The sequence below is a fragment of the Pseudomonas sp. St386 genome (assembly GCF_018325865.1).
GTDB classification, from domain to species: domain Bacteria; phylum Pseudomonadota; class Gammaproteobacteria; order Pseudomonadales; family Pseudomonadaceae; genus Aquipseudomonas; species Aquipseudomonas brassicacearum.
The window spans coordinates 4,181,803-4,194,835 of the sequence record NZ_AP021900.1 but is presented as its reverse complement, the minus strand read 5'-3'; the positions used below and the strand labels follow the sequence as shown (position 1 = coordinate 4,194,835).

Genomic DNA, 13,033 nt, shown 5'->3' with positions numbered 1-13,033 from the left:
AACACCCAAGCCCCCCCTGTGGGAGCGAGCTTGCTCGCGATAGCAGTTTCAGCACCACCCGCGTCATCCAGCCATATGCCGGCGCCGATACTCATCCGGCGTGGTGCCCATCATCTTGCGGAACATGCTGATGAACGCCGAGGCGCTGCTGTAGCCCAGGTCCAGGCCGATGGTTTCCACGCTCTGACCACGTTCGAGCAGGGCCAGGGCTTCGATGACTCTGAGACGCTGGCGCCATTCCACCAATGACATGCCCAGGTCCCGCTGGGCCCGGCGCATCAGCGTGCGCTCGGTGGTGTTGGCGGCGCGGGCCAGTTGCGGCAAGGAGCGCGGGTCGCTGGGGTTCGCTTCCAAGGCACGCAGCACGGGGCCCAGCAGTGGATCATCCGAGGAGGGCAGGTAGCTGCCGACATGGGGTGCCTGCGCCAGCTTGTCCACCAATACCTGCAGCAAGCGCTGCTGCTCGGGAGTCTGCGGTTGGCTCGGTGGATCGCTGCGCAGCTCTTCCAGCAGGGCGCGGATCAGCGGGCTCAAGGTCAGCGCACAGGGTACGGCCGGCAACGCGTCGCACAGTTCGGCGGCGAGGTACAACGAACAATGGCAGGCCTCATGGCGATTGAAGCCAACGTGTTCCATGTCCGGTGGCAGCCAGATGCCGTACTGCGGTGGCGCCAGGTAGTGGTGCTGGGCGATCTCGATTTCCATCACGCCACTGTAGGAGTAGACGAACTCACCCCAGGCATGCCGGTGCCGGGGGTAAGTGGCATGGGCCGGCATGCAGGCGCTGCGAAAGAAAATCGACGAGGGCAGGGCGGCTTCGAACGGAGGAATCTTCAGATGTTGGGCTGGAGGCTGCATATCGACCGCAATGGCGGATTACCGGGATGGCTTGTCGGGTAATCACTATATCCAGCAAAGGTGTCAGGCAGACAATCCTTTCATCTCTTTCTGCCCAAGGACCGTTCCCATGACCACCCGCCGCGCCCTGGATGGCCAGGTCTGCGCCCTGATGACCGGCCTCTGTGCCATTTGGGGTTTCCAGCAAGTCGCGATCAAGGCCGGCGCCGCCGACATGGCGCCGATGCTGCAACTGGGCGTGCGCTCGGCCATCGCTGCGGCACTGGTCTGGTTGTTGGTGCTGGTGCGCGGTGAACGCCTGTCCCTGGCCGATGGCAGTTGGCGCCCGGGCCTGCTGGTGGGGTTGTTGTTTGCCTTGGAGTTCGTGATGGTGGGCGAAGGCCTGCGGCATACGACGGCTTCGCATATGGTGATTTTCCTCTATACCGCACCGATGTTCGCCGCCCTCGGCTTGCACTGGAAACTGCCGAGCGAACGCCTCAAGCCGGCGCAATGGCTGGGCATCGCCGTTGCCTTCGGCGGGATCGTGGTGGCTTTCAGCGGGGGCTCGGGCGCAGCGAACGGCAGCTCGTTGCTCGGTGACGGCATGGGCTTGCTGGCCGGTGCGCTGTGGGGCGCAACCACGGTGACGGTACGCTGTTCGCGTTTAACGAATCTGCCGGCCAGCCAGACGCTGCTTTACCAACTGGTTGGCGCCGGGGTGTTGTTGATTGGACTGTCGATAGCGCTAGGGCAAACGACGATCAACCCCACGCCGCAACTCATCGCCAGCATGGCGTTCCAGGTGTTGCTGGTGTCCTTCGCCAGCTTCCTGATCTGGTTCTCCCTGCTGCGCCACTACCTCGCTTCGCAACTGGGGGTGCTGTCGTTCATGACGCCGCTGTTTGGCATCGGTTTTGGCGTCTGGTTGCTGGATGAGCCGCTGGAGCCGAACTTCATCGTTGGCGCGGTTCTGGTGCTGGGCGGGATCTTGCTGGTCAGCGGTTACGGATGGTTTCGCCAGCGTTGGGGGCGATGGCCGGTTTTGCGTCGAGGGTAACTGAGCGAAGGAATAAAAAAGCCCACCCCTGCTGAAGCCGGGGTGGGCTTTTTATTGAGGCCAAAAAGCCTTCAGGTGCCCGCAAAGGCTTGGATCAAACCTTGACGATCCAACCCGCTGGCGCTTCCACGTCGCCGGTCTGCACGCCGGTCAGCTCTTTGTAGAGCTTCTGGGTGATCGGGCCGACTTCGGTTTCGCTGTGGAACACGTGCAGCTTGTCCTTGTAGCTGATGCCGCCAATCGGGGTGATCACCGCAGCGGTACCGCAGGCGCCGGCTTCCTTGAAGTCCGACAGCTTGTCGATGAACACGTCACCTTCGATAACTTCCAGGCCCAGGCGCGATTTGGCCAGTTCGATCAGCGACAGGCGAGTGATGCCCGGCAGGACCGAAGGGGATTTCGGGGTGACGAATTTGTTGTCGTGGGTGATGCCGAAGAAGTTGGCCGAGCCGACTTCCTCGATTTTCGAGTGGGTCATCGGGTCCAGGTAGATGCAGTCGGCGAAACTGGCCTTCTTGGCCTGGGAGCCGGGCATCAGGCTGGCGGCGTAGTTGCCACCGACCTTGGCCGCGCCGGTGCCTTGTGGGGCGGCGCGGTCGAAGCTGGAGATCAGGAAGTTGTGCGGGGTCAGGCCGCCCTTGAAATAGGCGCCGACCGGGATGCAGAAAATCGAGAAGATGAACTCGGGTGCGGTGCGCACGCCGATGTTGTCACCCACGCCGATCACGAACGGGCGCAGGTACAGCGCGCCGCCGGTGCCGTAAGGCGGGATGAAGCGCTCGTTGGCGCGGACCACTTGCTTGCAGGCTTCGACGAACTGCTCGGTCTCGACGTGCGGCATCAGCAGGCGGGCGCAACTGCGCTGCATGCGGGCGGCGTTCTGGTCCGGGCGGAACAGGTTGATCGAACCGTCCTTGCAGCGATAGGCCTTCAGGCCTTCGAAGCACTGCTGACCATAGTGCAGGGCGGTGGAGCCCTCGCTGATGTGCAGCACGTTGTCTTCGGTCAGGGTGCCCGCGTCCCAGGCACCATCGCGCCAGTGCGACAGGTAGCGCTTGTCGGTCTTGATGTAGTCAAAGCCCAGTTTGTCCCAATTGATGCTCTCGTTACCCATGACACCCTCTATTTCTTAACAACCGTCGAAACGGTTCAAGGCTTCTGACGTTTTTTGGATGGGGACAACAATACTTCATTCCGGGGCTGTTTCGCAGCCTGTTACACGAATCCTGCAGCTGAAAACAGCCCTGCGGTCGTTGTGAGGGATTGTGGGAGCAAGGCTTGCCCGCGATACAGCCGACGCGGTCCTTGGTGAACCGAGGCGCCTGCATCGCGAGCAAGCTTTGCTCCCACAGCAAATCTTGCTCCCACAAGTTACTCACCCACAGCTGTTACAGATGCAACGCATGCCCCAGCGCCCGCAACGCCGCTTCCTGCACGGCCTCGCCCAGCGTCGGGTGGGCGTGGATGGTGCCGGCGATGTCCTCCAGGCGCGCGCCCATCTCCAGGGATTGGCCGAACGCGGTGGACAGCTCCGACACGCCGACGCCGACCGCCTGCCAGCCAACGATCAGGTGATTGTCCCGTCGCGCCACGACCCGGACGAAACCGCTTTTCGATTCCAGGGTCATGGCCCGACCGTTGGCGGCGAACGGGAAGCTCGACACAATGCAATCGAGCCCGGCCGCCTTGGCCTCGTCCGGTGTCTTGCCGACCACCACCAGTTCCGGATCGGTGAAGCACACCGCGGCGATGGCCGTTGGGTTGAACTCCCTGTGCTGGCCGGCGATCAACTCGGCGACCATTTCACCCTGGGCCATGGCCCGGTGGGCGAGCATCGGTTCGCCGCTCAGGTCGCCGATGGCCCAGACGTTGCGCATGCTGGTCTGGCAACGGTTGTCGATTTTCAGCGCCGAACCGTTCATCGCCAAGTCCAGCGCTTCGAGGTTCCAGCCCTGGGTGTTGGGTTTGCGACCAACGGCCACCAGCACCCGGTCGGTGTCCAGGTTCAGCGTCTCGCCATCGGGATCACGCACTTGCAAGGTGCTGGCCTGGGCATCGAAACCTTCGACGCTGTGCTTGAGGTACAGCTTCACGCCCAACTGCTTGAGCGCCTCGTGCACTGGTTGGGTCAGCTCGCCGTCATAGGCTGGCAGGATCCGTTCCTGGGCCTCGACCACGCTGACCTCGGCGCCGAGCTTGCGGTAGGCAATGCCCAGCTCCAGGCCGATGTAGCCACCGCCGACCACCACCAGATGCTTGGGCACCGAGGTGGGGGCGAGGGCTTCGGTGGAGGAAATGATCGGCCCGCCCACCGGCAGCATCGGCAGATTGACGCTTTTCGAGCCGGTGGCCAGCAGCAGGTGTTCGCACTGGATGCGAGTGTCACCGACCTCGACCGTCTTGCCATCGATCACCTTGGCCCAGCCGTGAATGACCTGGACCTTGTGCTTCTTCAACAGTGCCGCGACGCCGGTGGTCAGGCGATCGACGATGCCGTCCTTCCATTCCACGCTCTTGCCGATGTCCAGCGTCGGCGCCGCCACCGTGATGCCCAAGGCCGCCCCCTGGCTGTGGTGCCGGGTCTGGTGGAACTGCTCGGCCACATGGATCAAGGCCTTGGACGGGATACAGCCGATATTCAGGCAGGTCCCGCCCAACGCCTGGCCTTCCACCAGGATGGTCGAGATGCCCAGTTGCCCGGCACGGATCGCCGTCACATAGCCGCCAGGGCCGCCGCCGATGATCAGCAGCGTGGTGTTCAAAGTTTGCATCGCCTGCTCCATTGATGATTAGTCCACAAACAGGGTGGCGGGTTGTTCGAGCAGGCCACGCAGGGCCTGGATGAATTGCGCCGCGTCCATGCCGTCGACCACCCGGTGATCGAAAGAGCTGGAGAGGTTCATCATCTTGCGGATCACGATCTGGCCCTTGATCACCACGGGCCGCTCGACGATTTTGTTTACGCCGACAATCGCCACTTCCGGCAGGTTCAGCACCGGCGTGCTGACGATGCCGCCGAGCGCACCGAGGCTGGTCAGGGTGATGGTCGAACCGGACAGCTCATCGCGGCTGGCCTTGCCCGTGCGGGCCGCCGTTGCCAGGCGGGAGATTTCCGTCGCGCTGTCCCACAGGCTACGGGCTTCGGCGTGACGCACCACCGGCACCATCAGGCCAACATCGCTCTGGGTGGCGACGCCCACATGCACCGCGCCTGAGCGGTGGATGACCTGGGCGTCATCGTCGTAGCGCGCGTTCATCTGCGGAAAGTCGCGCAGGGCCACGACCAAGGCGCGGACCAGGAACGGCAGCAAGGTCAGCTTGCCGCGACTGGCGCCGTGTTTTTCATTCAAGTGAACCCGCAGCTCTTCCAGGGCGGTGACGTCGATTTCTTCGACGTAGCTGAAATGGGCGGCGCGCTGGGTCGCTTCCTGCATGCGCTGGGCGATCTTGCGACGCATGCCGATCACCGGGATCTGCTGCTCGTCGTGGCGCTCGGCATAACCCGAACCGCCCTTGGCCTGGGTCGACGGACCTTGGGCCAGATAGGCTTCCAGGTCCTCGTGCAGGACCCGTCCGGCGGGGCCGCTGCCCTGGACCAGGCGCAATTGAATGCCCAGGTCCAGCGCGTGTTTGCGCACGGCCGGCGACGCCAGTGGACGCTCGTCGGGGTCGCGGGCCACAGGTGCTTGCGGGGCGCAGCGTGGCGCGGCGGTTTTTTCCGGCACCGGTTCAGGTGTTGCCACGGGTGCCGGCTTCGCTGCTTGCGCAGCCGGCGCTGGCGCTGGCGTCTGTTGGGCCGATTCTTTCAGGTTACCCGCACCTTCGACTTCAATGCGGATCAATTCGCTGCCCACCGCCATGACTTCACCGGGCTCGCCACCCAGGGCGATGACCCGGCCATGCACTGGCGAGGGGATATCCACCATGGCCTTGTCGGTCATGACATCGGCCAGTACCTGATCTTCGACCACCATGTCGCCGACCTTGACGTGCCACACCGACAGTTCAACTTCCGCGATGCCTTCGCCGATGTCCGGCATCTTGATAACGTGCGTGCCCATTCAGACCTCCATGACCCGTTTCAACGCCGCGCCCACACGGGACGGCCCTGGGAAATACGCCCACTCCTGCGCGTGCGGGTAGGGGGTGTCCCAACCGGTGACACGCTCGATAGGCGCTTCCAGGTGGTGGAAGCAGTGTTCTTGCACCAACGCCACCAGTTCGGCGCCGAAACCGCAGGTGCGGGTGGCTTCGTGGACGACCACACAGCGGCCGGTTTTCTTCACCGACTTGACGATGGTTTCCAGGTCCAGCGGCCACAGGCTGCGCAGGTCGATGACTTCAGCGTCGATACCGGTTTCCTCGGCGGCGACCTGGGACACATAGACCGTGGTGCCGTAGGTGAGGATGGTCACGTCCTTGCCCGGACGGGTAATGGCGGCGACGTCCAGCGGCACCGTGTAGTAGCCGTCCGGCACTTGCGCCGAGGGGTGTTTCGACCACGGTGTTACCGGGCGGTCGTGGTGGCCGTCGAACGGGCCGTTATACAGGCGCTTGGGTTCGAGGAAGATCACCGGGTCATCGTTTTCGATGGAGGCGATCAGCAAGCCCTTGGCGTCGTAGGGGTTGGATGGCATGACGGTGCGCAGGCCGCAGACCTGGGTGAACATCGCTTCGATGCTCTGACTGTGGGTCTGGCCGCCATAGATACCGCCGCCGCAGGGCATGCGCAGGGTCATTGGCGCGGTGAACTCGCCGGCCGAGCGATAGCGCAGGCGCGCCGCTTCGGAAATGATCTGGTCCGAGGCTGGGTAGACATAGTCGGCGAACTGGATCTCGGCTACTGGGCGCAGACCGTAGGCGCCCATGCCCACCGCCACGCCGACGATGCCGCTTTCGGAAATCGGTGCGTCGAACACCCGCGAGGTGCCGTACTTGTTCTGCAGGCCTTCGGTGCAGCGGAACACGCCGCCGAAGTAGCCCACGTCCTGGCCGAACACCACGACGTTGTCGTCGCGTTCGAGCATCACGTCCATGGCCGAGCGCAGGGCCTGGATCATGGTCATGGTGGTAGTGGTCATGGCGGTGTCCAACGCAATATTGTTGTTGTGATCGTTCATGTCAGATCCCCAACTGCTGACGCTGGCGCTTCAAGTGCTCCGGCATCTCTTTGTAGACGTCTTCGAACATGGTCGCGGCGCTTGGAATCTGCCCGCCGGCGAGGGTGCCGTACTGTTCGGCCTCCTTCTGCGCGGCGATCACTTCGGCTTCGAGTTCGGCGGTAACTGCCGCATGTTCCTCTTCGGACCACTGGCCGATCTTCACCATGTGCTGCTTGAGGCGCGCAATCGGATCGCCCAACGGGAAGTGGCTCCAGTCGTCGGCGGGGCGGTACTTCGACGGATCGTCGGAGGTGGAGTGCGGGCCGGCGCGGTAGGTGACCCATTCGATCAGCGCCGGGCCGAGGTTGCGGCGGGCACGTTCGGCGGCCCAGCGCGAGGCGGCGTAGACCGCCATGAAATCGTTGCCATCCACGCGCAGGGAGGCGATGCCGCAACCGACGCCGCGTCCGGCGAAGGTCGTGGCTTCACCTCCGGCAATGGCCTGGAAGGTGGAGATTGCCCACTGGTTGTTGACCACGTTGAGGATCACCGGCGCCCGGTAGACGTGGGCGAAGGTGAGGGCAGTGTGGAAGTCCGATTCGGCGGTGGCGCCGTCACCGATCCAGGCCGAGGCGATCTTGGTATCACCCTTGATCGCCGAGGCCATGCCCCAGCCCACGCCCTGGACGAATTGCGTGGCGAGGTTGCCGGAAATGGTGAAGAAACCAGCGTTCTTGACCGAGTACATGATCGGCAACTGGCGGCCCTTGAGCGGATCGCGCTCGTTGGACAGCAGTTGGCAGATCAGGTCCACCAGCGGCACTTCGCGGGCCATCAGGATGCTTTGCTGGCGGTAGGTGGGGAAGCACATGTCGTCGATGTTCAACGCCAGGGCCTGGGCGCTGCCGATGGCTTCTTCGCCAAGGCTTTGCATGTAGAACGACATCTTTTTCTGACGCTGGGCGACGACCATGCGGTTGTCGTAGATGCGAGTCTTGAGCATGGCACGCATGCCCTTGCGCAGGATCTCGACGGGAATGTCCGCGGCCCAGTCGCCCAAGGCATTGCCCTGGTCGTCGAGCACGCGAATCAGGCCACGGGCCAGGTCGGCGGTGTCGGCGGGTTCGACGTCGATGGGAGGTTTGCGCACCGTGCCGGCATCGGACAGATGCAGGTAGGAGAAGTCGGTCTGGCAGCCGGGACGGCCCGAGGGTTCTGGGACGTGCAGGCGTAGCGGTTCATACGCTGGGTTCATGGCTTTCTACGCTCGATCTTGTGAATTTCTTGTAGTGGGCGCGCTAGCTGACGAATTTCCCCGGGTACGGGAAATTGTCCTACAACAATCATAGGCTCGACGCAGAAGAATATTTTTCTCTGTTAGCTTGCTGTTCAGATCATTTGCAGATAAAAAATCTGCACAACGATAAAAAACAGGATTATTTGTCTCATGCGTAAATTGGATCGCACCGACATCGGCATTCTGAACAGCCTTCAGGAAAACGCCCGCATCACCAACGCTGATCTCGCCCGTTCGGTCAATCTGTCGCCCACGCCGTGCTTCAACCGGGTCCGGGCCATGGAGGAACTGGGGGTGATCCGCGAGCAAGTCACGCTGCTGGACGCCGACCTGCTGGGCCTGCACGTCAACGTGTTCATCCATGTGAGTTTGGAGAAACAGGTGGAAGAGGCGCTGCAGCACTTTGAAGAGGCGATCTCCGACCGACCGGAGGTGATGGAGTGCTACCTGATGGCCGGCGACCCGGATTACCTGATCCGCGTGCTGGTGCCGACCATCCAGTCGCTGGAGCGGTTCATGATGGACTTCCTGACCAAGGTCCCGGGCGTGGCGAACATCCGCTCCAGCTTTGCCCTCAAGCAGGTGCGCTACAAGACCGCGCTGCCGTTGCCGGCCAATGGGTTGACCCTGGGCACCTGACCCCTGTGGGACCTGCGTTTGGCTGCGGATTCATTGGCAACCCAAAACTCTGTGGGAGCAAAGCTTGCTCGCGATGCAGGCGCCTCTGTTCCCGGGAGACCGCGTCCACTTCATCGCGGGCAAGCCTTGCTCCCACAGGGAACTGGGTTAGGTCAGTCGGCACTGCATCGAAAACCCCAGCGCCACCGACTGCCCTTGCTCCAGCAAACGCAACCCCGGTCGCCCCGGCAGGTGATGGGCGTTGACCGGATGACTGACCGGTTCGATGCAGAAGAAGTCCAGGCCCACGGGGCAGTACAGCAGGAAATAGTCGCTGCCACTGGCGCGGCACTCCAGCTCATAACCCAAGTCCGGTTGCTGGATCAGACAGTGCCCGTCCCAACCGCCGAAGCCGTTGTCGACCAGCGTGTCTGGCAGTAACCGGGCGTGCTGGAAATCCCACTCTGCGGGGATGCCCCTCAGTTCCGTTGGCAGTTTCGATGCGTCGCACAGCCAGACTTCGCTGGCGCGGGTTTGCAGGCGAGTACTGGCGGTGCGCGGAAAATACGGATGCAACCCCAGCCCGTGCCAGGCGGCCTGTTCGGCCATGTGGGTGACGTGCATGGCGATCTGCAACTGACCGCCGCTCAAGCGAATCCGCAGGCTGGCGCAATAGGCGAACGGGTATTGGCTGTCGAGTTGCAGCAACACGTCCTGGGCACTTTGCTCTATCACTTGCCACGGTTGTTGCCAGGCACTGCCATGGATCGGAAACGGATCGTTGGGGCTATTGGCCTCCAGGGCCAGCCAGCCGCCGGGGCAGTCGAAACCGCCGTTGGCGATCCGGTTCGACCAGGGGATCAACGGGAAGCCGCCGAGCTTGCCGGGCAAACGGTTTTCCAGCGCTTGCGGAGCGGGAGGGCGTAACAGCTGCGCGCCGCTGCTGCGCAACGTCCAGTCGACGAGGCTGGCGCCCAGGTGAGGGGCGAGGGTGAGGCGGGTGAGTTCGTCTTCGAGATGGAGAAGGGGCAGCGTCATGTTGGCCTTGTTCTGCAAGGTTGAAAAAACTGATGTGGGAAAAGCCGGATTCTTGTGTGCGAACCCTGATGTGGCGAGGGGATATAGAGAAACGTCGCACCGCACTGTGGGAGCAAAGCTTGCTCGCGATGCAGGCTCCTCGGTTTCCCTGGAGACTGCATCATCTTCATCGCGGGCAAGCCTTGCTCCCACAAGGGGATTTTGTCGTTTGTTACAACACCAGGTGCGGCAACCACAGGGAAATGGCGGGAACATAAGTCACGAGCAGCAGCACCACGAACAGCATGGCGTAGAACGGCAGCAGCGCCTTGACGGTGCTTTCGATGCTGACCTTGCCGATGGCGGAACCGACGAACAACACCGCGCCCACTGGTGGCGTGATCAGCCCGATGCCCAGGTTCACCAGCATGATCATGCCGAACTGCACCGGGTCCACGCCGATGCCCACGATCACCGGCATCAGGATCGGTGTCAGGATCAGGATCAATGGCGCCATGTCCATCACGGTGCCCAACAGCAGCAGCATCACGTTGATGCACATCAGGATCACGTAGCGGTTGTCCGACAGTGTCAGGAACGCGGTGGTGATCTTCGCCGGGATCTCCATCAGCGTCATGATGTAGCCGAAGCTGGCGGCGAAGCCGATCAGGATCATCACGATGGAGATGGTGCGTACCGTGCGGTGCATCAGTTTCGGCAACTCGCTCCACTTGTAGTCGCGATAGATGCACATGGTCACGAAGAATGCCCACACCACGGCGATGGCGGCCGATTCGGTGGCGGTGAAAACACCCGAGAGAATGCCGCCAAGGATGATGAACAGGGTCATCATGCCCCACATGGCTTCCTTGCAGATCTTCAACGCTTGCTTGAGGGGAATCACTTCGCCCTTGGGGTAATTGCGTTTTTTCGCGAAGACCAGGCACAGCGCCATCAGGCACAGGTTCATCATGATGCCGGGGACGATGCCGGCCATGAACAGCGAACCGATGGAGACGGTGCCGCCAGCGGCGAGGGAGTACAACACCGCGTTGTGGCTGGGCGGTGTCAGCAACGCTTGCACCGAACCACTGACGGTGACGGCGGTGGCGTAATCACGCGGATAGCCGCGGCGTTCCATTTCCGGGATCAACACCGAACCGACCGAGGCGGTGTCGGCCACCGAGGAGCCGGAGATCGCGCCAAAAAAACTCGAGGCCACGAGGTTGACCAATGACAGGCCACCACGCACGAACCCCACCAGCACACTGGCGAATGCCACCAGTCGGCGGGACATGCCGCCTTCGGCCATGATCGCACCGGCCAGCACGAAGAACGGAATGGCCAGCAACGAGAATTTGTTCACCCCGCCCGTTACCTGGATCATCATGGCCTGGAACGGAATATCGATCCACCACGCTCCGATCAGGGCGGCAGCGCCCAACGCGTAGGCGACCGGCATGCCGATCAGGATCAACAGTAAAAAACTGCCCAACAGAATCAGAGCGTCCATTAAACGGCACCTTCGCTTTCTTCGATCAGGTCGAACTGCACGACCCGACGTTGGCTTTGATCACCCAGGAAGAGTTTTTCCAGGACAAAAATCAAGGTCAGGAAACCTCCGACCGGAATCGGCATGTAGGTGATGCCGACGCGCAGGGTAGGGATGGCGCTCATGAATTGATTCCAAGTGGTCATGCACAGCTTGGTGCCCCAAATGGTCATGAAGATGCAGACCGCCGCCATCAATAGCTGGGTGAAAATCGACGCCGCGGTTTGCCAGTGCGGGTGCATGCGGCTAGTGACCATGTCCACGGCCATGTGCGAGCCGGAGCGATAGCTGGCGGCGGCACCGATGAAGGTAAACACGATCATCAGCAAGATGGCGGTGGGCTCTGGCCAGCTTGAGCCGGTACCGAGTACATAGCGGGCGAACACCCCCCACGGAATCATCAGGGCAACTGCCAGGACAGATAGGCCGGCTACCCAGATGCACGTCATGTAAATCGTGTCGTTGATACGCAGCAGCAAATTCTTCATCGGGTTCCACCGTAACCGGGCGCACCTTTTAACCGCAGGCGCGCCCAGCCTTTTCATGAGTACGGATTGAGAGGGCTTACTGAACGGCTTCGATACGCTTGATCAGGTCGGCATACGGCGCGCCGTATTTGGCCCGGATCGGTGCCGTGGCGTCGTAGAAAGGTTTCTTGTCCACGGTGATGAACTCGACGCCGGCGGCCTTGAGTTTTTCTTCACTGGCGGTGGACTTCTTGTCCCACAGCACGCGCTCTTCAGCCTGGGCGGCCTTGGCGGCTTTCTTCACCATGTCCTGCTGTTCTGGGGTGAGTTTGTTCCAGGTGATTTTCGACATCACGATCGGCTCAGGCAGGATCAGGTGACCGGTCAGGCTGTAGTACTTGGCGTTCTGGTAGTGGTTGTGCTCGAGCATGGTCGGTGGGTTGTTTTCCGCGCCGTCGATCACGCCGGTCTGCAAGGCGCTGAAGATCTCGCCGGTGTCCATCGCGATACCATTGCCGCCCATGGCGTTGATGGTCTCGATGAACATAGGGTTGCCCTGTACGCGAATCTTCATGCCCTTCATGTCTTCGAGCTTGCGCACCGGTTTCTTGGTGTAGAGGTTGCGCGTGCCGCCGTCCATCCAGGCCAGGGCCACCAGGCCGAATTCGGAATTGGTGATCCGATCGAGGATCGCATCGCCGACTTCACCATCGATGACAGCGCGCATGTGGGCCTGGTCGCGGAAAATGAATGGCATGTTGAAGACGTTCACGTCCGGCACGACGGGGCCGACGATACCCAGGCTGACCCGGGACATCTGGATCGCGCCGGCTTGCATCTGCTCGATGACTTCTTTTTCAGAACCCAGTACACCGCCTGGGAAATACTTGAACTTCAGCTCGCCGTTACTCTCCTTTTCCAAGGTTTTACCCATGGATTCCTCGGCGACTACAGTTGGGTAGCCCTTGGGGTGGATGTCGGCGATCTTGATATCGAGGGCATGGGCCGCCTGGGCCAGAAAGGCCAAGGGGAGGGCTGCGATCAGAAGCGTACGTTTGAAATTCATGGTCAATCTCCAGTCTT

The 13,033-nt window shown here is 62.0% G+C and carries 12 protein-coding genes; 2 read left to right on the top strand and 10 right to left on the bottom strand.

Features of this window, described 5'->3' with window-relative positions:
- Nucleotides 1-63: 63 nt before the first annotated feature.
- A complete protein-coding gene (locus KI235_RS18295) occupies nt 64-858 on the bottom strand; it encodes a helix-turn-helix transcriptional regulator (RefSeq protein WP_003202939.1) in 795 nt (264 codons plus the stop codon).
- Nucleotides 859-967: 109 nt separating this feature from the next.
- Here KI235_RS18295 and KI235_RS18290 point away from each other — a divergent pair, with 109 nt between their 5' ends.
- On the top strand, nt 968-1,897 hold the full coding sequence (locus KI235_RS18290) for a DMT family transporter (protein WP_003202937.1): 930 nt from the start codon (nt 968-970) through the stop codon (nt 1,895-1,897).
- Nucleotides 1,898-1,991: 94 nt separating this feature from the next.
- Here the strand turns inward: KI235_RS18290 and KI235_RS18285 are convergent, their stop codons facing one another.
- The 5 genes from KI235_RS18285 to KI235_RS18265 all read right to left on the bottom strand — a co-directional run bounded on the left by KI235_RS18285 (nt 1,992) and on the right by KI235_RS18265 (nt 8,254).
- Complete coding sequence (locus KI235_RS18285; protein ID WP_003202935.1) at nt 1,992-3,011, bottom strand: branched-chain amino acid aminotransferase; 1,020 nt, start codon at nt 3,009-3,011, stop codon at nt 1,992-1,994.
- 274 nt (nt 3,012-3,285) lie between these two features.
- Nucleotides 3,286-4,668: a dihydrolipoyl dehydrogenase gene (gene lpdA, locus KI235_RS18280; RefSeq protein ID WP_003202934.1), complete on the bottom strand. Its 1,383-nt coding sequence runs from the start codon at nt 4,666-4,668 to the stop codon at nt 3,286-3,288.
- 18 nt (nt 4,669-4,686) lie between these two features.
- On the bottom strand, nt 4,687-5,958 hold the full coding sequence (locus tag KI235_RS18275) for a dihydrolipoamide acetyltransferase family protein (protein ID WP_013693603.1): 1,272 nt from the start codon (nt 5,956-5,958) through the stop codon (nt 4,687-4,689).
- A complete protein-coding gene (locus tag KI235_RS18270) occupies nt 5,959-7,017 on the bottom strand; it encodes an alpha-ketoacid dehydrogenase subunit beta (RefSeq protein WP_013693602.1) in 1,059 nt (352 codons plus the stop codon).
- Between the two features lies 1 nt (nt 7,018).
- Nucleotides 7,019-8,254, bottom strand: coding sequence for a 3-methyl-2-oxobutanoate dehydrogenase (2-methylpropanoyl-transferring) subunit alpha (locus tag KI235_RS18265; RefSeq protein WP_003202930.1), 1,236 nt, complete (start codon nt 8,252-8,254; stop codon nt 7,019-7,021).
- Between the two features lie 192 nt (nt 8,255-8,446).
- Between KI235_RS18265 and bkdR the strand changes: the two genes are divergently transcribed.
- A complete protein-coding gene (bkdR, locus tag KI235_RS18260) occupies nt 8,447-8,935 on the top strand; it encodes a Bkd operon transcriptional regulator BkdR (RefSeq protein WP_003202929.1) in 489 nt (162 codons plus the stop codon).
- A gap of 147 nt (nt 8,936-9,082) precedes the next feature.
- On the opposite strand, the gene KI235_RS18255 is transcribed toward bkdR, so the two are convergent.
- The 4 genes from KI235_RS18255 to KI235_RS18240 all read right to left on the bottom strand — a co-directional run bounded on the left by KI235_RS18255 (nt 9,083) and on the right by KI235_RS18240 (nt 13,016).
- Nucleotides 9,083-9,952: an aldose 1-epimerase gene (locus KI235_RS18255; RefSeq protein ID WP_039012856.1), complete on the bottom strand. Its 870-nt coding sequence runs from the start codon at nt 9,950-9,952 to the stop codon at nt 9,083-9,085.
- Nucleotides 9,953-10,163: 211 nt separating this feature from the next.
- Nucleotides 10,164-11,444, bottom strand: a complete 1,281-nt coding sequence (locus tag KI235_RS18250) for a TRAP transporter large permease (protein WP_003202926.1) — start codon at nt 11,442-11,444, stop codon at nt 10,164-10,166.
- Nucleotides 11,444-11,971: a TRAP transporter small permease gene (locus tag KI235_RS18245; RefSeq protein ID WP_003202923.1), complete on the bottom strand. Its 528-nt coding sequence runs from the start codon at nt 11,969-11,971 to the stop codon at nt 11,444-11,446. The genes KI235_RS18250 and KI235_RS18245 overlap by 1 nt, the downstream gene beginning before the upstream one ends.
- 76 nt (nt 11,972-12,047) lie before the next feature.
- A complete protein-coding gene (locus KI235_RS18240; protein WP_003202921.1) occupies nt 12,048-13,016 on the bottom strand; it encodes a TRAP transporter substrate-binding protein in 969 nt (322 codons plus the stop codon).
- Nucleotides 13,017-13,033 lie beyond the last annotated feature (17 nt).